The 22,564-nt window shown below is 42.7% G+C and carries 23 protein-coding genes; 21 read left to right on the forward strand and 2 right to left on the reverse strand.

The features are described 5' to 3' along the window. Window positions 1-74 precede the first annotated feature (74 nt). The 10 genes from F887_RS18115 to F887_RS17220 all read left to right on the forward strand — a co-directional run bounded on the left by F887_RS18115 (window position 75) and on the right by F887_RS17220 (window position 7,543). Window positions 75-773 (forward strand): hypothetical protein, encoded by a 699-nt coding sequence (locus F887_RS18115; RefSeq protein WP_005290884.1) that lies wholly within the window; start codon window positions 75-77, stop codon window positions 771-773. Between the two features lie 30 nt (window positions 774-803). Further along, window positions 804-1,826 carry a hypothetical protein gene (locus F887_RS18120; RefSeq protein ID WP_005290888.1) on the forward strand — a complete coding sequence of 341 codons (1,023 nt, stop codon included), beginning with the start codon at window positions 804-806 and terminating at the stop codon, window positions 1,824-1,826. A 377-nt stretch (window positions 1,827-2,203) separates the two neighbouring features. Further along, window positions 2,204-2,347 (forward strand): zinc ribbon-containing protein, encoded by a 144-nt coding sequence (locus F887_RS18190; RefSeq protein ID WP_004637424.1) that lies wholly within the window; start codon window positions 2,204-2,206, stop codon window positions 2,345-2,347. Between the two features lie 127 nt (window positions 2,348-2,474). Beyond that, window positions 2,475-3,050 carry a DUF4126 domain-containing protein gene (locus F887_RS17250; RefSeq protein ID WP_032862686.1) on the forward strand — a complete coding sequence of 192 codons (576 nt, stop codon included), beginning with the start codon at window positions 2,475-2,477 and terminating at the stop codon, window positions 3,048-3,050. A gap of 41 nt (window positions 3,051-3,091) precedes the next feature. Further along, window positions 3,092-3,793 carry a hypothetical protein gene (locus F887_RS17245; protein WP_005290892.1) on the forward strand — a complete coding sequence of 234 codons (702 nt, stop codon included), beginning with the start codon at window positions 3,092-3,094 and terminating at the stop codon, window positions 3,791-3,793. A gap of 72 nt (window positions 3,794-3,865) precedes the next feature. Further along, entirely contained in the window at window positions 3,866-4,753 is an 888-nt protein-coding gene (locus F887_RS17240) for a DMT family transporter (RefSeq protein ID WP_005290895.1), read from the forward strand. Between the two features lie 572 nt (window positions 4,754-5,325). Then, entirely contained in the window at window positions 5,326-5,778 is a 453-nt protein-coding gene (locus F887_RS17235; protein ID WP_005290897.1) for a hypothetical protein, read from the forward strand. A gap of 98 nt (window positions 5,779-5,876) precedes the next feature. Further along, window positions 5,877-6,542: a pseudouridine synthase gene (locus F887_RS17230; protein ID WP_005290899.1), complete on the forward strand. Its 666-nt coding sequence runs from the start codon at window positions 5,877-5,879 to the stop codon at window positions 6,540-6,542. A 25-nt stretch (window positions 6,543-6,567) separates the two neighbouring features. Next, on the forward strand, window positions 6,568-7,041 hold the full coding sequence (locus F887_RS17225) for a GNAT family N-acetyltransferase (protein ID WP_005290904.1): 474 nt from the start codon (window positions 6,568-6,570) through the stop codon (window positions 7,039-7,041). Window positions 7,042-7,177: 136 nt separating this feature from the next. Next, a complete protein-coding gene (locus tag F887_RS17220; RefSeq protein ID WP_005290906.1) occupies window positions 7,178-7,543 on the forward strand; it encodes a ribonuclease E inhibitor RraB in 366 nt (121 codons plus the stop codon). Window positions 7,544-7,615: 72 nt separating this feature from the next. Here the strand turns inward: F887_RS17220 and F887_RS17215 are convergent, their stop codons facing one another. Beyond that, on the reverse strand, window positions 7,616-8,083 hold the full coding sequence (locus F887_RS17215; protein WP_005154359.1) for an Lrp/AsnC ligand binding domain-containing protein: 468 nt from the start codon (window positions 8,081-8,083) through the stop codon (window positions 7,616-7,618). Between the two features lie 139 nt (window positions 8,084-8,222). Between F887_RS17215 and F887_RS17210 the strand changes: the two genes are divergently transcribed. From F887_RS17210 to F887_RS17195, 4 genes are all read left to right on the forward strand, one after another. Next, window positions 8,223-9,479, forward strand: coding sequence for a D-amino acid dehydrogenase (locus F887_RS17210; protein WP_005290909.1), 1,257 nt, complete (start codon window positions 8,223-8,225; stop codon window positions 9,477-9,479). A 24-nt stretch (window positions 9,480-9,503) separates the two neighbouring features. Beyond that, window positions 9,504-10,607 (forward strand): alanine racemase, encoded by a 1,104-nt coding sequence (gene alr, locus F887_RS17205; RefSeq protein ID WP_005290911.1) that lies wholly within the window; start codon window positions 9,504-9,506, stop codon window positions 10,605-10,607. Between the two features lie 9 nt (window positions 10,608-10,616). Then, window positions 10,617-10,976, forward strand: coding sequence for a RidA family protein (locus F887_RS17200; protein ID WP_005290913.1), 360 nt, complete (start codon window positions 10,617-10,619; stop codon window positions 10,974-10,976). 190 nt (window positions 10,977-11,166) lie between these two features. Then, window positions 11,167-12,600: an amino acid permease gene (locus F887_RS17195; RefSeq protein ID WP_005290916.1), complete on the forward strand. Its 1,434-nt coding sequence runs from the start codon at window positions 11,167-11,169 to the stop codon at window positions 12,598-12,600. 68 nt (window positions 12,601-12,668) lie between these two features. Here F887_RS17195 and F887_RS17190 read toward each other — a convergent pair whose 3' ends face one another. Continuing rightward, a complete protein-coding gene (locus F887_RS17190) occupies window positions 12,669-13,550 on the reverse strand; it encodes a LysR family transcriptional regulator (RefSeq protein ID WP_005290919.1) in 882 nt (293 codons plus the stop codon). A gap of 165 nt (window positions 13,551-13,715) precedes the next feature. On the opposite strand from F887_RS17190, the gene F887_RS17185 reads away from it, so the two are divergent. The 7 genes from F887_RS17185 (at window position 13,716) to F887_RS17155 (ending at window position 22,313) form a co-directional block, all read left to right on the forward strand. After that, complete coding sequence (locus F887_RS17185; protein ID WP_005290922.1) at window positions 13,716-15,233, forward strand: CoA-acylating methylmalonate-semialdehyde dehydrogenase; 1,518 nt, start codon at window positions 13,716-13,718, stop codon at window positions 15,231-15,233. Between the two features lie 14 nt (window positions 15,234-15,247). After that, complete coding sequence (gene mmsB, locus F887_RS17180; protein ID WP_005290924.1) at window positions 15,248-16,138, forward strand: 3-hydroxyisobutyrate dehydrogenase; 891 nt, start codon at window positions 15,248-15,250, stop codon at window positions 16,136-16,138. Window positions 16,139-16,219: 81 nt separating this feature from the next. Beyond that, the gene (locus F887_RS17175; RefSeq protein WP_005290927.1) at window positions 16,220-17,869 is read left to right on the forward strand and encodes an AMP-binding protein; all 1,650 of its coding nucleotides are present in this window, start codon (window positions 16,220-16,222) and stop codon (window positions 17,867-17,869) included. A gap of 10 nt (window positions 17,870-17,879) precedes the next feature. Beyond that, a complete protein-coding gene (locus tag F887_RS17170; RefSeq protein ID WP_005290929.1) occupies window positions 17,880-19,007 on the forward strand; it encodes an acyl-CoA dehydrogenase family protein in 1,128 nt (375 codons plus the stop codon). Between the two features lie 21 nt (window positions 19,008-19,028). After that, window positions 19,029-19,802, forward strand: coding sequence for an enoyl-CoA hydratase (locus tag F887_RS17165; RefSeq protein ID WP_005290932.1), 774 nt, complete (start codon window positions 19,029-19,031; stop codon window positions 19,800-19,802). Window positions 19,803-19,814: 12 nt separating this feature from the next. Then, window positions 19,815-20,840, forward strand: a complete 1,026-nt coding sequence (locus F887_RS17160; protein WP_005290935.1) for an enoyl-CoA hydratase/isomerase family protein — start codon at window positions 19,815-19,817, stop codon at window positions 20,838-20,840. Window positions 20,841-20,957: 117 nt separating this feature from the next. Then, window positions 20,958-22,313, forward strand: a complete 1,356-nt coding sequence (locus F887_RS17155) for an MFS transporter (protein ID WP_032862690.1) — start codon at window positions 20,958-20,960, stop codon at window positions 22,311-22,313. The last annotated feature ends 251 nt before the right edge of the window (window positions 22,314-22,564 follow it).

The raw sequence follows: 22,564 nt of genomic DNA on the forward strand, positions 1-22,564 counted from the left end.
TTTGATCTGAAAGTGATTGATTCTGTTTAAAGAAAACCCTACATTTATGTGGGGTTTTTTTTAGAGTAAGATTTATGACGCATAGAATACAGTTAACGAGAAATTGTCACTTTTACCAGCCTAAAGTAAAATTAACAAAAAAATTTATTAATGATTTATTTGTGGAGGCTTCTAAGAATAAAAGGAGTAATTCACGATTTATAGTTAAAGAAGTAAAGAAAGTAAATAATGATGATGTAGATTTTAATTATTCTGTAATAGTGTTTTGTACTGAAAAGCCAGTCTATTTTTTTAATGATTCTAGTTTAAAAGATATTATACATGCATACCTTTTGTTAATTGAGGTTGATGGATATATAGCTATTTTTAAAAAGTCATGTGCTCCAATCGAAGAACTAGTTAATGAAAAAATGTCATTAATTAGTTTTGATACTCTAGTAAATACATTTGACAATAGTACAGAGTTTCAAAAGCTAGCCACGCGCTCTATGACAGTTTCTAGTAAAGCTATTAGGTCACGTAGTTATGAAGCTGAGAATCTAAATGGAGCTATGTCAATACATACTGCGGGACGATCTATACCTTATTATGTAAAGGTACAGAGCAAAGGTGTGATACAGTCAATTAACTTATCAAGTGGAAGGATAAATGAATTTAGCCAAAGAGAAAGTATAAAGGATTTAGCTTTATGGGCCAAAGCACAAATACATAATTTTAAGACGGGAAATACAGTAAATTTCTTAAATAATTTTGCTAAAGCAGTAGGATTTTAAGATCTTAAAGATAAAAAACCAATATCTTTTATGATTGAATTCTCTGACTTGGAAAGTATTTTTTTAGATGACTCAATAGTTATACATAAAATATTAAAAAAAGGTGGTAAACAACCATTAAATAGTAAAGCTAAAAATTACATTGCAGAAAAAATTTCGGAAGTATATGAGATTGATCAAAATTTAAATCTTAATGCTAAAAAAGGAGAATTGTTAAAAATTAATAATAAGTCTATAACTTTAGACTCTGATTTTTTAAAAAAACTTATTGTTGCCGATTCAAGTAATGTTGAACAAACATTTCAGCAAATAATAATGAAGAAAAAAGCATTTAGTATTTGCTTTGATGATTACTCATATATGTATTCTAGAGGTAGGGGTTATAAAGATACATCTGGAATTAATCAAATTGATAGCTTACTGGAAATATTCAAGGTAAAAACTGAGTTGAGTAATGCTACCTCAGAAAAAGGTAATTTGATTAGTTCATCAACAGATTTCGAAGATACGTCAGTGTTCAAGATAGTAGAGAACATACATTCTACAGCTGATTTTATTCTATGTGATGACCTAGGAGGAGAATGGGCAGATCACATAATCTTTGATGAGCAAGATAAATCGGTAATTTTTATACATTCTAAATATAAACAAGTGGCAAATTCTGCTAGTGATTTACATGAGGTGGTTGGACAAGCTATTAAGAATCTAGGTTATATGTGGTTTACTAATACTCTACTTGAGACTAAACAAGATAAATTTTCTAGGACTTACAATGGTCCAAATGTAAGAAGTTCAGTACCTCGTTGCCGAAAAGGTAATATGAATGAGTTAATGCAGTTTATTATTCAATTGCAGAAAGATCCTCATTTAATTAGAAAATGTGTGATTTGCTGTACTTTTTTATCAAAAAGTCAACTTGAGGTTGAGTTTGAAAAGATAAAAAATGGAAATAAAGTAGGGGCGCAAATTCCTCAAATTTTTTGGATAATCTCTTCTTTTGTTCACGCTGCTAAAGAAATAAATATTATTCCTGAAATTTATTGTGTTGCTTGATTTTTTAAGCTCCATTCTAAAATGGAGCTTTTATTATTTTTCAATAATTCTAATGATGTCTTTTTGCTGTTTTTTTAATATGGAAATTGATGGATATGAATGTCTAGAGCGACTAGCAAGTGAATCTATAGGCAGTCAGATACCATGGTATCCAATCTAAATTTAAGTCACTAATTATATTTGAGCTTCTTTATATCTTAGACTGCTTATGTCTGAATATGTTCTGTTCTCAAACAGCTTTCAAGATTTCTAGAGAGAAACATTCAAATTTCACTCTTCACCTTTCCGCCATCACCACCCGTCGGAAAGGTCAATAAATAATCAAAACTATCACGTTATAGTATATGTACCATTTCTAAAATCTATGGAGAGCAAAGATGGTAACTGCTGGCGAAAAACCTGGAACAGGCTTCTATTTTTGTGTTCAATGCGGACACCGCACCTATTTAGAAATTGGTACTGATCGTTTACCTCCGTGTACCAAATGCCTTGGCAATCAATTCAACAGTAAGAATGCCTAAGCCGCAAAATACCAAACAGTTACCCACTGTTTGAATAAAAGCCCTATCCCTTGATAGGGCTTTTTGTTACCTTAAAAATAAGATTTAAATAACAAGACCTGTCATAGGCATAGAAAGGTAATCCATGATGGAAACAATTTTAGGACTCTGTATTGGCGTTGGACTCAGCGCAGCCTGTGGTTTTCGTGTCTTTGTGCCGCTATTGGCGATGAGCATTGCTACCCTCATGGGATGGTATCAACCTGCCCAAGGCTTTGAATGGCTGGCACTTCCATCGGTGTGTATGGCGCTGGGCTTTGCTACGATCTGTGAAATTGCAGCTTATTATGTCCCATGGGTAGATAACCTATTAGATACCATTGCTACACCTGCGGCTGTGGTGGCAGGAACACTGACCACAATGGCGGTCAGTAGTGGAGAAATGTCCCAGTTTGCGACTTGGGCCGCGGCATTGATTGTCGGTGGTGGAACAGCAGGCGTGGTGCAAATGAGTACCGTAGCAGCACGGGGTGTCTCGACGGCAACCACGGGTGGACTGGGTAATTTTGTGATCTCGACAGGTGAATTGATTGGTTCGGTCGTGTTATCGATTTTGGCCTTTATCATGCCTGTGGTGATTACAGTCGCGGTGATTATTCTTATTATTGTTGCCGCACGTTGGATTCATGCAAAACGCCAAGAGCAAGTCAGCCATTCTTTATAAAAAAATAGCACCCATAACAACCTGAATGATGAAATAAAAAGATGATAAAGACTCAACTTATTGCCGCATTATTAGCATTTTCAAGCCTATCTATACTTCCGCAAATAACCTTTGCTCAACAACAACCGACAGCAGAAGAACTGAAACTACGCAAAGATAAAGTCACCTATAAAGCCTATATCCCAGCGAAATATCAACTCTTTCAAGCCATTGAAGGCGACCTCAATAAAGATGGTTTGAAGGATGTGGTACTGATCGTCAAAGCCACTGATCCCAAAGCCTTTGTACATGATGAATATCGTGGACATTTAGACCGCAACCGCCGTGGTGTAATTGTATTGCTGAATCAAAAAGGCAAATACAAAGCTATTGTCAGCAACCTCAATTGTTTTAGCTCAGAAAATGAAGATGGTGGCGTCTATTTCCCACCTGAGTTATGGATGGAAATTAAAAATAATCTATTGAGTGTTTATTATTCGCATGGACGTTATGGTTATTGGAGTTATCTGTTTCGGTTAGAAGGCAGTGATCTGCGTCTGATTGGCTATGATGATTCAAGCAATCATGGCCCCCTCATTCAAAGCCAAACCAGTATTAACTTTTTAACAGGCAAAAAAGTGATACGGAAAAATATGAGTGAAGATGAAGAAGCGGAGCCGAGATTTAAAGAAACATGGAGCAAAATCAATCAGGCACCGATCTATCTGTCTAAAGTGAAAGACTTTGATGATTTAAGTTTTTAAGCACTGACGACTATCGAAAAACCAGTCAGAACAGCGTAAATTAGCTTCACTTTTGGTATTGCGTTCAAGCTTATGATGATCACTTGGATTCTGTTCACTCTCATGGCTGCATTTATGCAGGCTTGGCGCAATGCATTTCAAAAACAACTCAGTACCACCGTGGATGTCTATGGCACCACACTGGCCCGATTCATCTTTTCACCCATTTTTGCCTTTAGCTATTTGGCTTTTCTCTATCTGCATCAGCCCGTCACCGCTTCCGTGCATTTTTCCGATAAATTTTGGCTGTATATCGTGATTGCCGGCATTAGCCAGATCTATGCCACTGCCTTGATGGTGAAACTTTTTCAGCAAAAGAACTATGCTATTGGCGTGGGGCTCGCCAAAAGTGAAGCGATCTTGGCAGCCTTAGTCGGTGTGCTGTTCTTACAGGAATATCTCAGTACTTGGGGTTGGGTTGGAGTGGTGATTGGGGCACTGGCGGTATTTTTACTCAGTAAAGGCAAGCAACAGTCCGATCTTTCCCTAAAAACCTTAATGATTGGACTCGGTAGCGGTCTGTGTTTTGCCATTACCTCTTTATTGGTGCGTGAAGCCAGTTTAGAGCTGAGTATGTTGCCATTCTTACATCGTGCGGCTTGGGTACTGTGCAGTCTGATTAGTTTTCAATGCATCGTATTACTGATCTACCTTGGATTTTTTAGCCGACCGACGCTGTATAAAATGTGGCAGCGTGTTGGGCTGACCTTGAGAGTGAGTATCTGTAGTTTTCTCGCTTCAGTCGGCTGGTTTAGTGCCATGAGTATGCAAACCGTGGCGATTGTCAAAACACTGGGTCAGGTAGAAATTCTATTCAGTCTATTGATCTCAGCTTTCTTTTTTAAAGAGAAACTCGCCAAAACTGATCATTTAGGCCTGTGGCTGGTGATTGTCGCCGCGATTATGGTGATTTGGGCTTAAATCAAAAGCTGTATTTGAAAAAATACACATGTAATTTTGAATTTATCAGAATATAAATCGTATTTTTTTACTGAATATGGAAGATATTTTACATTTTTTAATTAGATATGCAAAATTATTTCATTGATGGCTAAAAATAGCTGTTTTTAGGAAAACAATCCCAGCGCGATCTGCCTAAACTATGTCTCAAGGGTGTGAAAGGGATCGAAAAGAGCAGCATGCACCGATGCTTACAAAGCAAGTGTGTATCAACCCAAAAGGTCTCGATTCGGCTTAGGACGCTATAGATCAAAAGTTTATAGGCAAAGGTTATGGCTTACAAAGTCATAGGTGTTGAAGTAAACAACCTTCTGTTTTCCCTTGATACCCTAAAAAATTTAACCAAATAGAAAATAATAATCAGATCGAAAAAATAAAAACTAGATCAAGAAAGTTAAAATTGAATGTGAAATAAATCCTGTAATCTCAATATTTCGAATAGAAATCGATATTTTTATATTAAAAAACAAAATGATATAATTATTTCCATATTTAAAAAATCAAAAAAATTACAGCAATAGGTCAGTACCCGTATGAATGAGTTCGAGCTTAAAATCCGCTATCCGCATCAGATGAATCGAAATGAAATCGATCATATTGGTACATTTGATTTGGCAACGATTTTAAGTAAATTTGACGAGATGGCTTGGCGTCAGCAGCTCATTCGTCAATTACAACTCAATGGGGCGGATACCAGTTTTATTGTCAGTGATCATCGTACAGAGCAGACGATTTCAATTACCCTCGATGCCTATGCCAAATCACAACAACTGGAGTTTAAACTGGACAGTGATATTGCTGTGATCATTCCCAAAAAAGACTTATTTGGTTTGGTGACACGTAAAAGCAAAGACAGCATTTCATTTAAACAGCTCAGCCTTGCTCGGGTAAAAGATTACCTGATTGCCTTTCTCAATCGGGATATTGAAAGCTTGGAACAACGCTACAAAGAAAGGTTAACTAAAGCGCTCAAAACCTTATCTTAACTCGTTTAAGGGAATAGGATAAATCAATGTTTGCGAAACTATTTGGGACGCCTATAATCGCTGCTGTTTTTGTCTTTGCTTGATTTGTTTAGCTCTCTATGCCTTTAAATGACAACTTTATTTATGCGCCGCCGCAAGATCCTTTAGACATCGTGTATGAAGATGAGGATTTGCTGGTGATCAATAAGCCTGCAGGTTTATTGTCCGTGATGGGGCGTCTACCTGAGCATCAAGACAGTGCCTATTTAAGGGTACTGGAGCGATATGCTGCGGCCAAAGTCACCCATCGTCTGGATATGGCAACCTCAGGGCTATTGATGTTTGCCAAGCATCGAGAAGCAGAAGTTGCCGTTAGTAAAATGTTTCAGGCACGAACCGTCAAGAAATACTATGTGGCATTGGTACAGGGGCACATTCAGTCAGAAGGCAGTGTTGAAGTACCATTGATTACCGATTGGGAAAATCGTCCACGTCAGATCGTCCATTTTGAGTTGGGGAAGCAAGCCAAAACCTTGTTTCAATGCATGGCATATGATGCAGTAAGTGATCAAAGCCGCGTGCGTTTGGAGCCTGTCACAGGCCGTTCGCATCAACTGCGGGTGCATATGATGCATATTGGCCATCCGATCATGGGAGATAAGCTCTATCATCCTGAACCTGCCAAGTTTCATTTAAAACGTATGGCCTTGCATGCTGCTTATCTGGCATTTCAGCATCCACTTAAGCGGCATGCCGTTGAAATCCATTCTGAGGTAAGATTCTAAAAGACAACAATAAACAGGCAAGATCATGTATTCAATTCAACCCGTTCTCTGGAGCACATTGTCACACTTACAACAAGCACAATTAAAGCCAATGTTGTTGGTGGCTGATCCAAGTTGGGTGGAGATCGAAACATATTTATTTAACGCAAAGCTTTTTGTGATGCTGAATGCCCAAGCACAGATCATTGCTCAGCTTTGTTTACTCGAAACGGATGATCAAGCTGAAATTAAGAATTTGACAGTGGCCGAAAGCTATCAAGGACAGGGCTTGGCTAAAGCATTGATTCAGCATGCGATTGAGTATGCCAAACAGTTAAATCTGCATCATTTATGGGTGAAGACGGGTAACTCAAGTCTGGATCAATTGGCACTCTATCAAAAATGTGGATTTCGTCTGTCGCATATTGAGCGTGATGTGTTTAAAGACTATCCAGAACCCATCTATGAAAATGGAATAGCGTGCCTTGATCAAGTGGTGCTTGGCATTGTCTTAAGCTGAAACACAGTAGTCTCAGGACGTTTACTTTGATCATTTTTTGACTACAATATTGCTATTAATCCATCTAAAAAATGACATAAAAATCGGCTAATCTATAGCCAAATATCAAGTCCAAAACACAACAAAGGATATTTATATGACTCGCGATTATGACCAATTCCCAGACAATGATAATGGCAACGTGCTATGGCAGATGGTTGAAGATGGCAATGAACTCAACGAGCCACATGAAGTCGAATTTTCGATTGTTTTTGAAAAACAAGAACAGGTTGAAAAATGTGCCTTGCATCTTTTACATCAAGAACAAAAAATTTCACTTTTTCAGGAAGAAGTACATTCCGATGGATCAGACCTTTGGGTGTTGAATATTCATGTCAACATGATTTTGGAATATGAAGATATTGCCGATTTGGAAGAATGGATGACCAAGATCGCCAAAGAATTCAATGGTGAATATGATGGCTGGGGGTGTATGAGCTATATTTACGACGAAGATGAGTAAACCTTCTCAGTCTGATCAAACAAAAAAGCCCTTCAATCTGGGCTTTTTTGTTATGAGGTATCTGATTATAGGTTATACGCCCATATCTAAATATAAAGACTCTTTGACTTCTTCCATCACGATATAGCTATGTGAAGAGGCAGAGGCAGGCAGTTTTTTTAATAAATCGCCTAATAAGCGTCGATAGGCACTCATTTCTTTTAAACGCGCTTTCACCAGATAATCAAATTCACCTGAAATCAGATGGCATTCCAACACTTCAGGAATATCCACCAAATCGCGCGCCACTTGATCAAATACATCGCCAGATTTGGCGGAAAGTTTGATTTCGAGGAACACCAACAGGCTACGGTCGACATAAGCGGGGTTGAGTCGGGCATAGTAGCCGACAATGATGCCTTCACGCTCCAAGCGCTTCACTCGTTCTGAGCAAGGGGTGGTGGATAAGTTCACACGTGATGCCAGTTCACTGATCGCAATTCGACCTTCACGTTGCAAAATATCTAAAATCAGGCGATCAATCCGGTCTAATTTACGCATAGAAGATTCCCTTTTATTTTAATTTTTTCGCGATAAAAATATTAAATTACCTAGATTATAGTCAGAAAATCAGTGAAAAAAACTATTGATCCAAAAATATACTAGTTAAATAACCTAGTGTGTGCGTGAGGGATCTATTATGCGCGTAATCGTTTTAGGAAGTGGCGTCATTGGTGTGGCAAGTGCCTATTATCTTGCACAACAAGGTGCGCAAGTGACGGTGCTTGACCGTCAGTCAGGACCTGCAAAAGAAACCAGTTTTGGTAACGCAGGCCAAATCTCCCCAGGATATTCAACACCGTGGGCAGCACCCGGTATTCCTTTCAAAGCCGTAAAATGGATGTTCCAGCATCACGCACCGTTAGCCATTAACATTGATGGCAGTATGTGGCAGTTGCAGTGGATGGCACAGATGTTGAAAAACTGTAATCCACAAAGCTATGCGGTGAATAAAGAACGCATGATGCGTGTTGCAGAATACAGCCGTGACTGCCTACGTGATTTAAGAGCACAGACAGGGATCAATTACGAAAATCGTGCCAAGGGGACGCTACAAGTGTTCCGTAGTGAAGCGCAACTTGAAGCCGTGCAGCGTGATATTCAAGTACTCAAAGAATGTGGCGTTGACTTTGATTTATTGAATGCTCAAGAGCTAGGTGGTGTAGAACCTGCATTAGCACACACTGATAAATTGGTGGGTGGTTTACACTTGCCGAATGATGAAACAGGTGATTGTTATTTGTTTACCAATGCTTTGGCAAAACTTGCTCAAGACTTGGGTGTGGAATTCAAGTTTGATCAAAATGTTGAAAAGTTGATTGTTGAAGGCGATGAAATCAAAGGCGTTATGGTCAATGGTGCGATTTTAACAGCTGACCGTTTTGTACTGGCATTTGGTAGTTATTCACGTGATTTCCTTAAACCACTGGAATTGAATTTGCCTGTTTACCCAGTGAAAGGCTATTCACTCACGATTCCAATTGTGGAACCAAAATTTGCACCACAATCAACGGTATTGGATGAAACTTACAAAGTTGCGATTACCCGTTTTGATCAGCGTATCCGTGTGGGTGGTATGGCAGAGCTCAGTGGATTTAATCTTGGATTGAATCAGGACCGTCGTGCGACTTTGGAAATGGTGACTCAAGATTTATTCCCGGGTGGCGATCTTGCACAAGCATCGTTCTGGACAGGTTTACGTCCGATGACCCCAGACAGCACACCGATTATTGGTGCAACGCAATACAAGAACCTGTTCCTGAATACTGGACATGGCACTTTAGGTTGGACCATGGCCTGTGGTTCTGGCAAGTTGATCAGTGATTTGGTCATGAATCATCGTCCAGACATCAGTACAGATGGTTTATCCATTCAGCGTTATTCACACGCCGCATAATCACGGTTTACAAGGAAGTTTAGTATGCCTCGTCCGATTACTGCGGTGATCCATGCCCAAGCCTTACGCCAAAATCTAGCGGTCGTCAGGCAGTCGGTGCCCAACAGCAAAGTGTTTGCTGTGGTCAAAGCCAATGCTTACGGGCATGGGATTGAACGTGTCTATGAATCTTTTAGAAGTGCAGATGGTTTTGCCTTACTTGATATCGATGAGGCAAAACGCTTACGTGCTTTAGGTTGGACTGGGCCTATTCTGCTGCTTGAAGGAATTTTTTCACCGCAGGACCTGTTTGACTGTGCGCAATACCAACTCAGTTTTACTGTGCATAATCAGCAACAACTGCAATGGATACAACAATATGGCTATCCCGCGCAGTTTGATATTTTTCTGAAAATGAACAGTGGTATGAACCGCTTAGGTTTTAAACCACAGCAATACCGTGACATTTGGCAGCAATTGAACCAATTGGAACAGATCTCCAGTATTACCCATATGATGCATTTCTCTGATGCCGATGGTGATCGTTTTGGCCAGACTGGAATTGACTATCAACTCAAAGCGTTTGAAGCCACCATTCAGGGCTTGCCAGGGGAACGATCGGTCAGTAACAGTGCTGCAATTTTAAGATATCAAACACAGTTGCAATCGGATTACGTGCGTGGCGGCATCATGCTGTACGGCAGTTCTCCCGATTATCCCAAACATCGTATTCAGGACTGGGGTCTTACGCCAAGCATGAGCTTGCGCAGTGAAATCATTGCCGTGCAAGAACTTAATGCCCATGAAAGTGTTGGCTACGGCTCCAGCTATGTGGCCGAGCAGCCAATCAGAATCGGTATCGTGGCATGTGGCTATGCCGATGGTTATCAACGGATTTCAGCCACGGGCACACCTGTTCTGGTGAATGGAATTCGGACCCAAACCATTGGACGGGTCAGCATGGACATGTTGGCTGTAGACCTTAGCCCGATCCATGATGCTGAAGTCGGCAGTGAAGTGGTGCTGTGGGGCAAATCAAGTACAGGAACAATTTTACCCATTGACGACGTCGCAGCAACCTCAGGCACCATTGGTTATGAACTGATGTGTGGCGTGACTGCACGCGTTTCATTTATTACTCAGGAATAAGGATTCATTATGTCAAATTCGGATATTCAAAAGATCAATACTAACGAAGTGATGAGTGCTGTAACGGTATTCAATAAGGTGGTGTATTTATCAGGTCAGGTGCCTAAAAATGCGGACCTAGATATTGAAGGGCAAACCCGGGAAATACTTGCAACCATCGAACAGCTACTTGCTTCAGCAGGGACGGATAAATCTCGTCTACTCTCAGCACAATTATTTTTAAAAGATCTTTCAGACTTCCCTGTGGTCAATACCATTTGGATTGATTGGTTGAAAGGTCATGTTGCACCTTCACGTGCCACCATTCAGGCCGATTTAGTCAATCCGAAATGGTTGATCGAAATTGCAGTTGTTGCAGCACAAAAATAAAGCGATCCGCTTTATTTTTGTTTAAAAAATATAAAAAAAGAAGAAAAGTAACGTATTTGCAGTAGATAAAACGTAGTCAGATACGTATTTTCTTGCAATCGAAGATGAGTCAGCAGTCTTAAAAGGACAGCTAGGGTATGGCAGATAAATCAAGGCTGACTCATTGAGGAAAGAGTAAAAGGAACTTAAGATGACGGTTACACAGCATCAGTCAGAAGGCGAACAATCGCCCCAAGACTTACAAAGAAAACTTTCAAATCGCCACTTGCAGTTGATTGCAATCGGCGGTGCTATTGGTACGGGCCTCTTTATGGGCTCAGGCAAAACCATCTCCTTGGCAGGCCCATCGATTCTGTTTATTTACATGATTATTGGTGGGATGTTTTTCTTCTTAATGCGAGCACTCGGTGAGCTGTTGCTGGCAAATTTACACTACAAATCTTTTGTCGACATGGCGCATGACCTGATTGGGCCGTGGGCAGGCTATTACATGGGTTGGACCTATTGGTTAGGCTGGGTACTGGTCGGTATTGCCGATTTGGCAGCTGTCATTAACTATCTCACTTTTTGGCTGCCTGAAGGCACCATGTTTACCCCAATTGGTCAGGCAGCGATTAGTGCGGGTTGTGTACTATTCGTGCTGTTCTTGAACCTGCTTACGGTACGCCTGTTTGGTGAAATTGAGTTTTGGTTTGCCCTGATCAAGATTCTAGCGATTATTGGTCTGATTGGCGTTGGCGGCTATATGATTTTTAGCCATTTTCAAGCACCTCATGGTGTTGTGGCATCGCTTAGTAATGTCTGGTCACATGGTGGTATGTTTCCAAAAGGTCTGGATGGTTTCTTGGCAGGTTTCCAAATCGCCGTGTTTGCCTTCGTTGGCGTGGAACTGATTGGAACCACTGCTGCTGAGACCAAAGATCCACACAAGAATCTGCCAAAAGCCATCAATGCGATTCCGATTCGTATCATCTTATTCTATGTGTTGGCCTTATTGGTGGTAATGTCGGTCACGCCATGGAATATTATTCGTGCGGACAAGAGTCCATTTGTGGAATTGTTCATGAATGCAGGGATTGTAACATCGGCCATTATTATGAATTTGGTGGTACTGTCTTCAGTGATGTCTTCCATGAACAGTGGGGTATTCTCAACCAGCCGTATGTTGTTCGGTTTATCTAAAGATGGTCAGGCACCAAATGCTTTTGGTCGTTTATCGAAAAGTGCAGTACCTGCCAATGGTCTGATTTTCTCGTGTGTGTTCATCATGGGTGGGGCGGTGCTGCAATACTTTGTACCGAATACTCTTGAAGCTTTCACTTTGGCAAGTGCGCTTTGTGTGATTCTATTCATTAGTGTCTGGAGTCTGATCATGGTGTGCTATATCCGCTACCGTAAATTACGTCCAGAACTGCATGCTCAATCCAAGTTCAAAATGCCAGGCGGCGTGTTTATGTCGTATATCGTTATTGCTTTCTTGTTGTTTGCTTTGGTGATCTTGGCACTAGAGCCAGATACCTTAAAAGCACTTTATGTCAGCCCATTGTGGTTAATTATTTTGGCCGTGACCTATCAGCTGATGTATAAACCCCGCATGAAAAAATTGGGGCGTGAATTGGCGTAATAGCCTATGTCGATATGAGTAAAAAACCGATCTAGATTGATCGGTTTTTTATGGTCGAGTCATTCTGTTTAATCCACCAATAAATGCTGATATTGATCGGCCTGTTTGCGTAAATAGTCCCAGACCAACTTGATACGAGGTTCATGCTGCAAATCGACAAAGGTCAGCATCCAGAAGGTATGGGTGTAGCGCACCTGTTGTTCTAATACCGTTTCAAGTTCAGGCTTATCATCGGCGAGAAACTTGGGCAAAATGGCCAGTCCTGCACCTGAACTGACCGCAATTTGCTGTGCCAAAATACTGCTGCTACGAAAATTAGCATTAAGTTTTAAAGGTAAGCGTTCCAGACAGTACAGCTCGGGGCTATATACCAGATCATCAATATAATTGACGAAGCGATGCGGGGTGAGATCCTGTAACTCACGAATTGGCGGGTTGAGTGCCAGATATTTTTTGCTGCCATAAATTTTTAAACAATAATCTGACAGCCGCGTAATGATATAAGGACCTGAGGTTGGTCGTTCAATGGAGACCACAATATCGGCTTCGCGATGCGACAGCTTGATCATTTTCGGTACTGGAATCAGGTCAATGGTGAGCGAGGGATATTGTATGGAAAACTCCGCTAATAAGCGTGCCAAAAATGCAGTGCCAAAGCCTTCAGGTGTGCCAATTCGCACACGGCCTTGCAAAGGCTGATGCGGTTTTTCAATTTGCAAGAAAGCATATTCCATTTGCTCAACCCGAGGAACCAGTGCCAAACCTTCCATCGTCAGCTCATAGCCAGAGGCTTCGCGTTTAAACAGGGTAATTCCTAAAGTTTGTTCTAAAGCCTGAATCCGTCGCGCCACGGTACTATGTTCCACGCCAATAATACGGGCGGCATTGGTTAAAGTTTTGGTCCGCGCCAACACTAAAAAAAACTGTAGATGATCCCAATCCACTTTCATTATTATGATCTTCCTTGTGCATATTTGCACAATGATCGTGCATTAATTTGCGTTGGTGGTCAAAGCTTTCTTTGTTAGTCTCGAATAAAACCTGAATAAAGAAAATACGACGATCGATATTTTCTGAACACTGAACACAATAAAAATACGGCCTATGGAGAGGTTATGAACACAATCCAAAATATTCAATTGGAAACAGCCAAGTTACTCATTAATGGCAGTTTTATCGAATCTGAAACCCAACAATGGCAAGACATTATTAATCCTGCAACGCAAGAGGTGATTGGTCGTGTGCCATTTGCTACGGTGCAGGAAGTCGATGCGGCAATTGCATCTGCGCAAGCAGCTTTTGCTTCTTGGCGTCAAACCCCGATTCAGGCACGTATGCGCATCATGCTGAAGCTGCAAGATTTGATTCGCGTCAATATGAAGGAGATTGCACAGGTACTGACTGCGGAACAAGGTAAAACGCTTGCCGATGCGGAAGGTGACATCCAACGTGGTTTAGAGGTGGTTGAACATGCCTGTTCAGTCGGCACCTTGCAAATGGGTGAGTATGTTGAAGGTGTGGCACGTGGTGTCGATACCTACACCTTGCAGCAACCGTTGGGTGTGTGCGCGGGCATTACGCCATTTAATTTCCCTGCCATGATCCCGTTGTGGATGTTTCCAATGGCGATCGTATGTGGCAATACCTTTGTTCTAAAGCCATCTGAACAAGATCCGCTGTCAACCATGATGCTGGTGGAACTGGCGATTCAGGCTGGTATTCCTGCTGGTGTACTCAATGTTGTGCACGGTGGTAAAGAGGTAGTGGATCGCCTATGTACCCATACTGATATTAAAGCCATTTCATTTGTTGGTTCCACTGCGGTCGGCACACATGTCTATAACCTTGCAGGGCAACATGGCAAACGTGTGCAGTCGATGATGGGTGCCAAAAATCACGTCGCCGTGATGCCAGATGCCAATAAGGAACAAACCCTGAATGCCTTGGTCGGTGCGGCTTTTGGTGCAGCAGGGCAACGCTGTATGGCGCTATCGGTGGCGGTCATGGTTGGTGACAGTAAGCACTGGATTGCAGAATTGGTTGAAAAAGCCAAGACTTTAAAAGTAAATGCAGGTCATGAACCAAATACTGATATCGGCCCAGTCATTTCAAAACGTGCTAAAGCGCGGGTGTTGGACTTAATTGATAGCGGTGTTGAGCAAGGTGCAGAACTGCTACTTGATGGTCGTGATGTTCAGGTGCAAGGCTATGAAGCCGGCAACTTTGTCGGCGCGACGATTTTTAGTGGTGTAAATACCGACATGCGCATTTATAAGGAAGAAATCTTTGGTCCTGTGCTGTCGATTATTTGTGTCGATACACTTGAAGAAGCAATTGCGCTAATCAATGCCAATCCATTTGGTAACGGTGTGGGATTATTCACGCAAAGTGGTGCGATTGCGCGTACTTTCCAAAATCTGATTGATATTGGTCAGGTCGGGATCAACATTCCAATTCCAGTGCCTGTACCATTCTTTAGCTTTACCGGTTCCCGTGGTTCAAAACTTGGTGATTTAGGACCTTATGGCAAACAGGCGGTACAGTTCTATACCCAAACCAAAACCATTACCAGTCGCTGGTTTGAAGACAGCCACGAAGTAGGCGGTGTAAATACCACCATCAGTTTACGTTAAGAAGGGGATCACGGATGAATATCGCCTTTATCGGTCTAGGTAACATGGGCGGCAGAATGGCCCAAAATCTGCTCAAAGCCGGACTCACCGTATATGGTTATGACCTTAGCGAAGTGGCGATTCAGCACTTTGCCGAGGCAGGTGGTGTGGTTTGCGACAGTCCGCAGGCAGCGGCGAAACAAGCTGACGTGGTGATTAGCATGTTACCTGCGGCAAAACATGTCAAAGAGGTGTATCTGGGCGAAGATGGTGTGTTGGAAGTGCTGAAAGCAGGCAGCTTATGCATTGATAGCAGTACCATTGACCCACAAACCATTAAAGACATTGCAGCGGTTGCCCAAAGTAAAAATATTCACATTTGCGATGCGCCTGTTTCAGGCGGCACCATTGGCGCACAAGCGGGTACGTTGACCTTTATGGTCGGTGCCAATGACCAGACCTTTGATGAAGTGAAGCCTGTACTCAATCACATGGGTAAGAATGTGGTGCATTGTGGCGATGTGGGCGCAGGTCAAATTGCCAAAATCTGTAATAACCTGATCCTTGGGATTTCCATGGCTGCGGTGGCCGAAGGGATGGCACTGGGTGCGAAACTTGGCATTGATCCGCAGGCATTGGCGGGCGTGATCAACACCTCAAGCGGTCGTTGCTGGAGTTCTGAAGTCTGTAACCCATGGCCGCATATTAATGAAAATGCACCTGCCTCTCGTGGCTATCAGGATGGCTTTGCCACGCAGTTGATGCTGAAAGATTTGGGTCTTGCAGTTGAAGCCGCAGGGCAGGTGAAGCAGCCTGTGGTCTTGGGTGGTATGGTGCAGCAGCTTTATCAGCAAATGTGCATGCGTGGTAATGCACACCTTGATTTTTCCAGCATTATTCAGCAATACCTGTCGCCAGAGGCATAAAAACTAAAGCCAAAGGATGGCTTTTATCAAAAAATTAAACCCTGTCATGAAGAACAATCAATCCAGACTGAGGGAACACAGATGTTGAATTATAAAGAGACGGTTCAGGCTTTCGATCTGGAAAGCACTGCAAAACAAATGCTATCCGGTTCAATGGATGCACTGAATGCCTGTTATGAATGTTGTGATCGCCATGCACAAGGCGACAAAATTGCCTTGTATTGGCAAGGCAAAGATGGTCGTAAGGCGCAATATACTTTTCGCCAGTTGCAGCAATGGTCGAGTCAATTTGCCAACTTTTTAAAGTCGCAAGGTGTGGAAGCAGGCGACCGTATTTCAGGTCTATTGCCGAGAACGCCTGAACTGCTGGTGACGATTTTCGCGGCTTGGCGTATTGGCGCTGTCTATCAGCCCTTATTTACCGCATTTGGACCCAAGGCAATCGAGCATCGTCTGCAATTGGCACAAAGTAAGCTGGTGGTGACCGATGTGGCGAACCGCAGCAAACTCGATGAGATTGAACACTGCCCCGCAATTGTCACGGTTGCTGATCCACAAGGCACATCGCTTAAGTCAGGTGACTTTAATTTTTGGGATGAAGTGAAACAACAATCTGGCCAATGTGAATTGGTCATGCGAAACATCCAAGATCCTTTTTTACTGATGTTTACTTCTGGCACTACAGGACCTGCCAAACCCTTGGAGGTGCCGCTAAAAGCCTTGCTGGCTTTTGGTCGTTATATGCAAGATGCCATTGGTTTGAGAGAAGAAGATTCGTTCTGGAATATTGCTGATCCAGGTTGGGCTTATGGCTTGTACTATGCCATTACAGGGCCATTGTTCTTGGGTCATGCCACCTTATTCTATGAAGGGGGCTTTAGTACCGATAGCCTGTGTCAGATCGTCAAGGATTATCAGATTACCAATCTGGCGGGAGCACCAACGGCATATCGCATGATGATGGCTGCTGACCCTACGCAAATGACGCCGTTAAAAGGCCAGTTCCGTGTGGTCAGCAGTGCTGGCGAACCGTTGAATCCTGAAGTTATTCGTTGGTTTAAGCAGGTTTTGGATGCCCCGATTTATGATCATTATGGACAGACTGAGGTAGGCATGGTGGTGTGTAATCATCATGGTTTAAGTCATGACATCCGTGCAGGTTCAGCTGGTTTTGCGAGTGCAGGTTATCGTGTTGCGGTGGTCAATGAACAAGGCGAGGAGCTTCCAGCAGATACTCCCGGAATTTTAGCCGTGGATATTCATCAATCACCGATGATGTGGTTTGGTGGCTATAAAGAAAGCCGTAAATCCCCTTTTGTCGGGCACTATTATTTGACAGGTGATACCGCCGAGTTACATGCCGATGGCAGCATGAGTTTTGTCGGGCGCAGTGATGATGTGATCACCACCTCGGGTTATCGGATTGGGCCTTTCGATGTGGAAAGTGCGTTGCTTGAGCACGATGCTGTGGTAGAGGCAGCCGTGGTGGGTGTGCCTGATCCAGACCGTACTGAAGTGGTGAAGGCTTTCGTGATTTTGGCTGAGGGTATTCAACCTTTGGAACAGTTGGCGGAAGAGTTGAGCCAATTTGTGAAAAAACGCTTATCTGCCCATGCTTATCCACGGCTGGTCGAGTTCGTGACTGAACTTCCAAAAACACCAAGTGGCAAAATTCAGCGCTTTTTATTGCGTAATCAGGAAATTGCGAAACAGCAAGCAAAAGCAGGGTAAGGAACACAAGATGCAATTGACCGAAGAACAAGTCTTAATCCGTGATATGGCGAAAAGTTTCGCCCAAGAACAGATTAAACCCAATGCCAGTGATTGGGATCGACATGGCACATTTCCAAAAGCGGCATTGGCACAAATGGGGCAGCTCGGTTTTATGGGCATGCTGATCCCAGAGCAATGGGGCGGTTCCGACACGGGTAATTTGGCCTATGTCTTGGCGCTTGAAGAAGTCGCAGCGGCAGATGGCGCGACCTCAACCATTATGAGTGTACATAACTCGGTGGGCTGTGTGCCGATTTTAAAATTTGGTACAGATGAACAGAAAGAGCGTTTTTTAAAACCGTTGGCACAGGGTGAAATGATCGGTGCTTTTGCCTTAACTGAACCGCATACAGGTTCAGATGCAGCAGCGATCAAGACCCGTGCAGTAAAAGATGGTGATGACTACATTCTGAATGGTGCCAAACAATTTATTACCTCGGGTGATAACGCAGGTGTGATTATTGTGTTTGCCGTGACTGATCCAAGCGCGGGTAAAAAGGGCATGAGCGCTTTCCTTGTGCCACGCGAGACAGCGGGTTATGAAGTGATTCGGGTTGAAGAAAAACTTGGCTTGCACGCTTCGGATACCTGCCAGATTGCCCTGACGGATGTTCGTCTGCATAAAAGTTTGATGCTGGGTAAAGAGGGTGAAGGTTTAAAAATTGCGCTTGCCAATCTGGAAGGTGGTCGTATTGGTATTGCAGCACAGGCGGTGGGTCTGGCACGTGCTGCACTGGAAGAAGCCACGCGCTATGCCAAAGAGCGGCTGACCTTTGGTAAACCCATCTTTGAGCATCAGGCGCTGGCTTTTCGTCTTGCCAGTATGGCAACCGAGATCGAAGCGGCTCGACAACTGGTTCACTATGCTGCACGTCTTAAAGAAGCAGGGCAGCCTTGTCTCAATGAAGCTTCCATGGCCAAGTTATTTGCCTCGGAAATGACAGAACGTGTTTGTTCAAACGCCTTACAGGTATTTGGGGGCTATGGTTATCTGAAAGATTTCCCGATTGAACGGATCTATCGTGATGCGCGTATTTGTCAGATTTATGAAGGTACTAGCGATATTCAGCGTTTAGTGATCGCACGTAGTCTATAAAAGCAAAGCAAGGAATTTATGATGCAGTGGAACAGTATTTTATTAGAAAAGCGTAATGGCGTAGGGTTGATTACTCTGAATCGCCCTCAAGCCTTAAATGCGCTGAATAGTGAATTAATTAGCGAAGTTAATCAGGCCTTAGATGCGTTAGAGAAAGATCGCGAGATTGGCTGTATGGTGTTGGCAGGCTCGGAAAAAGCTTTTGCTGCAGGTGCAGACATTAAGGAAATGGTTGATCTTCGTTTTCCTGATATTTACTTTGATGATTTTTTTCATCTTGCTGATCGGATTGCCCAACGTCGGAAACCATTGATTGCTGCTGTCAGTGGTTATGCGCTTGGTGGTGGTTGTGAATTGGCACTGATGTGTGACTTTATCTATTGTGCAGACAATGCCAAGTTTGGTTTGCCAGAAGTGACATTAGGTGTGATTCCAGGCATTGGTGGCACACAGCGTTTAACTCACGCAATTGGCAAAGCCAAAGCCATGGAAATGTGTCTCACTGCACGGCAAATGGGTGCAGTAGAGGCAGAACAAAGTGGTTTGGTAGCGCGTATTTTTGGCAAAGAAGAATTACTGGAACAGACCCTGCAAGCCGCAGAAAAAATTGCAGCGCGATCTTTAACTGCCAATATGATGCTAAAAGAAACCATCAATCGTGCCTTTGAAGTCAATCTTACAGAGGGGCTGCGTTTTGAACGCCGGATGTTCCATTCGATTTTTGCGACATCGGATCAAAAAGAAGGTATGCAGGCCTTTGTTGAAAAACGTCAGGCCAAATTTAATCATCGATAAGAGACCAATAAAATGAATATCGAAAATCAGTTAATGATTGAGCAAAAAGGTGCATTGGGTCTGATCAGCTTGGATCGAGTGAAGCATTTAAATGCACTGTCTCTTGATATGATTGAGGGCATTTGTAGTCAATTGGAACTGTGGCGTTATGATGCTGCCATTCAAGCGGTCTTGATCAAATCGAACAGCCCCAAAGCCTTCTGTGCAGGTGGAGATATTCGCTATCTCTATGACAGTTATAAAAATGATACCGCTGATTATAAAGGTTATTTTAGTGCCGAATATAAGATGCTGAACCTACTGCGCGAATATGAAAAGCCTGTCGTTGTGATGCTGGATGGCTATGTGCTGGGTGGTGGTTTTGGCTTGGCACAGGCCTGTCACATTGTGGTGAGTAGCGAAAAGTCCAGATTTGCCATGCCTGAAACTGCGATCGGCTTTTTCCCAGATGTCGGTGCGACTCATTTCCTGTCTCGACTCGATGATATCGGGGTTTATCTGGCAATCACTGGCGAGCAGATCAGCAGTAGTGATGCACTGTATTTAGATTTAATCGACTATCACGTACCCAGTGACAAGCTGCAAGCCCTACAAGACGCTTTGGCTAATGAACCTCACCTGAATAAACAGAATATTGAGCATATTGTCAGCTGTTTTATTACCCGTCCTGCTGAAAGTGAACTTCAGCAATTGACCGAAGGTATTCGTAAACATTTTGGTTTTCAGCATTTGGATGAAATTGAGCAGAGTCTTGAACATGAACAAGATGATCAGTTCAAAGCGTGGGCGGACAAGATGCTCGGCATTTTGCAGCAACGTTCGTTTATTGCCAAACAAACCAGCTTGAAACTCCAGCATTTAGGTCGTGGTCTTTCCTTGCCGCAATGTATGCAACTGGAGCGTGATCTGCAAGATATCTGGTTTGAACATGGTGACTTTATTGAAGGTGTCCGTGCCTTAATTGTTGATAAAGACAAACAACCGCAATGGCAACAACGGAATGTTGAACTCGAGCAAATTCTAGAAAAACTCAGTTAAATCAAAACATCTATCACCATGAATTAAAGGAGTATCACATCGTCAGAAATGCTGATGGTCAGGATTGATGATCAGCCAAAAATATAAAACAAGAAAATCCAAGAAAGGAACAGAATGATGCAAACAATACATGGAAACGGTTCATCTCCTAAAAAGTCATCCCATCGATTGGCAGGTATCTCCAGTATGGTGGGGACCACCATTGAGTGGTATGACTTTTTTATCTACGGTGCAGCAGCAGCTTTAATTTTCAATAAATTATTTTTTCCTAATTTAGATCCACTGACAGGTGTGCTTGCTGCATTTGCCACCTATGCGGTGGGATTTATTGGGCGACCACTCGGTGGACTGGTATTCGGACATTTTGGTGACAAGATTGGTCGAAAATCGATGTTGTTGCTGACTCTAATGTTGATGGGAGTTCCAACAGTCCTGATCGGTCTGTTGCCTACCTATGAATCGATTGGTTATTGGGCAGCAATTGGTTTGGTGATCCTGCGATTTATTCAAGGGATGGCAATGGGTGGTGAGTGGGGTGGTGCAGTGCTGATGGCGGTAGAACATGCACCAGAAGGCAAAAAAGGATTTTGGGGCAGTCTGCCTCAAGCCAGTACGGGCGGTGGTTTGATGCTGGCCTCTATCGCACTCGGACTGGTATCTTTATTGCCAGAACAGGCTTTATTTAGTTGGGGTTGGCGAATTCCTTTTCTAGCGAGCATTATTTTACTGGCGGTCGGTTGGTATATTCGAGTGAAAGTGCCAGAGTCGCCAGACTTTGAAAAAGTGAAACAACAAGCTGAAGAAGTTAAAGTTCCTGCCTTACAAGTATTTAAGCAACATCCAAAGCAATTGATTAGTATTATTGTGGCACGTGCGGCAGAGAATGCATGGTTTTATATTGCCTCAACTTTTACCTTGGCCTATACCACCACACAATTGGGTATTGCCAGACAAGAAATTCTATTTGCCACCATTTGCGGGGCAGCTGTGATTCTATTTATGACCCCATTATGTGGACATTTGTCCGATAAAGTCGGGCAGCGCAATATGTTTATGTTTGGCTTATGTGTGCTGGCACTGTATAGCTATCCTTTCTTTAGCATGCTCAATACCAAAGACCCTGTTTTGGTCTGGACTGCAATTGTGTTGGCGATTGGCGTGGTTTTCCCGATTATGTATGCGCCACAGGCTCAATTGTTTGCTCGCCAGTTTCCCGCAGAAATTCGCTATAGCGGTATCTCGATTTCGGTACAGTTGGCTGGGGTATTGGGTGGTGGTATCGCACCGTTGATCGCGACAAAATTACTCAGTGTTGGTGGAGGCAATCCATATTTGATTATGCTGTACATTGGTTCGATGGCTATAGTTGCGATTATTGCAACCACATTTATGCCACGAGATCAAAGACAACGATCGGATGAAGCTTATGCCAAGAAGCAGAGCATAAATTTGAAAACAAAGCTAACAGATTAGTTTTCAGTTCAAGCTATGTAATGCACAGTGAGAAAAGGTGTTTCTGGGCAATTGGAAACATCTTTTTTATTTTTAAAGATATAGTAGTGAATGTTAAGAAAGCGAAGTATGGGCGGACGCTTCCATAAATATTGAGTTGTTATGTTCCACGTGGAGCATTAATTTTGTTAATGAAGAGATCTAGTATTTGAAGAAGTGCACTAAATCATTTTGACGTATTTAGTGCACTTTAAGATCGAATAAACATGAAC

Source organism: Acinetobacter sp. NIPH 2100, assembly GCF_000369805.1.
Taxonomy (GTDB): domain Bacteria; phylum Pseudomonadota; class Gammaproteobacteria; order Pseudomonadales; family Moraxellaceae; genus Acinetobacter.

Coding starts and splice junctions, on each gene's coding strand:
- F887_RS17215 (WP_005154359.1), bottom strand. CDS start 8,083: ATGCGTAAATTAGACCGGATTGATCGCCTGATTTTAGATATTTTGCAA.
- F887_RS17225 (WP_005290904.1), top strand. CDS start 6,568: ATGTATTCAATTCAACCCGTTCTCTGGAGCACATTGTCACACTTACAA.
- alr (WP_005290911.1), top strand. CDS start 9,504: ATGCCTCGTCCGATTACTGCGGTGATCCATGCCCAAGCCTTACGCCAA.
- F887_RS17245 (WP_005290892.1), top strand. CDS start 3,092: ATGATAAAGACTCAACTTATTGCCGCATTATTAGCATTTTCAAGCCTA.
- F887_RS17165 (WP_005290932.1), top strand. CDS start 19,029: ATGCAGTGGAACAGTATTTTATTAGAAAAGCGTAATGGCGTAGGGTTG.
- F887_RS17185 (WP_005290922.1), top strand. CDS start 13,716: ATGAACACAATCCAAAATATTCAATTGGAAACAGCCAAGTTACTCATT.
- F887_RS17190 (WP_005290919.1), bottom strand. CDS start 13,550: ATGAAAGTGGATTGGGATCATCTACAGTTTTTTTTAGTGTTGGCGCGG.
- F887_RS17235 (WP_005290897.1), top strand. CDS start 5,326: ATGAATGAGTTCGAGCTTAAAATCCGCTATCCGCATCAGATGAATCGA.
- F887_RS17200 (WP_005290913.1), top strand. CDS start 10,617: ATGTCAAATTCGGATATTCAAAAGATCAATACTAACGAAGTGATGAGT.
- F887_RS17220 (WP_005290906.1), top strand. CDS start 7,178: ATGACTCGCGATTATGACCAATTCCCAGACAATGATAATGGCAACGTG.
- F887_RS17210 (WP_005290909.1), top strand. CDS start 8,223: ATGCGCGTAATCGTTTTAGGAAGTGGCGTCATTGGTGTGGCAAGTGCC.
- F887_RS18120 (WP_005290888.1), top strand. CDS start 804: ATGATTGAATTCTCTGACTTGGAAAGTATTTTTTTAGATGACTCAATA.
- F887_RS17240 (WP_005290895.1), top strand. CDS start 3,866: ATGATGATCACTTGGATTCTGTTCACTCTCATGGCTGCATTTATGCAG.
- mmsB (WP_005290924.1), top strand. CDS start 15,248: ATGAATATCGCCTTTATCGGTCTAGGTAACATGGGCGGCAGAATGGCC.
- F887_RS18115 (WP_005290884.1), top strand. CDS start 75: ATGACGCATAGAATACAGTTAACGAGAAATTGTCACTTTTACCAGCCT.
- F887_RS17170 (WP_005290929.1), top strand. CDS start 17,880: ATGCAATTGACCGAAGAACAAGTCTTAATCCGTGATATGGCGAAAAGT.
- F887_RS17155 (WP_032862690.1), top strand. CDS start 20,958: ATGCAAACAATACATGGAAACGGTTCATCTCCTAAAAAGTCATCCCAT.
- F887_RS17230 (WP_005290899.1), top strand. CDS start 5,877: ATGCCTTTAAATGACAACTTTATTTATGCGCCGCCGCAAGATCCTTTA.
- F887_RS17195 (WP_005290916.1), top strand. CDS start 11,167: ATGACGGTTACACAGCATCAGTCAGAAGGCGAACAATCGCCCCAAGAC.
- F887_RS17175 (WP_005290927.1), top strand. CDS start 16,220: ATGTTGAATTATAAAGAGACGGTTCAGGCTTTCGATCTGGAAAGCACT.
- F887_RS18190 (WP_004637424.1), top strand. CDS start 2,204: ATGGTAACTGCTGGCGAAAAACCTGGAACAGGCTTCTATTTTTGTGTT.
- F887_RS17160 (WP_005290935.1), top strand. CDS start 19,815: ATGAATATCGAAAATCAGTTAATGATTGAGCAAAAAGGTGCATTGGGT.
- F887_RS17250 (WP_032862686.1), top strand. CDS start 2,475: ATGGAAACAATTTTAGGACTCTGTATTGGCGTTGGACTCAGCGCAGCC.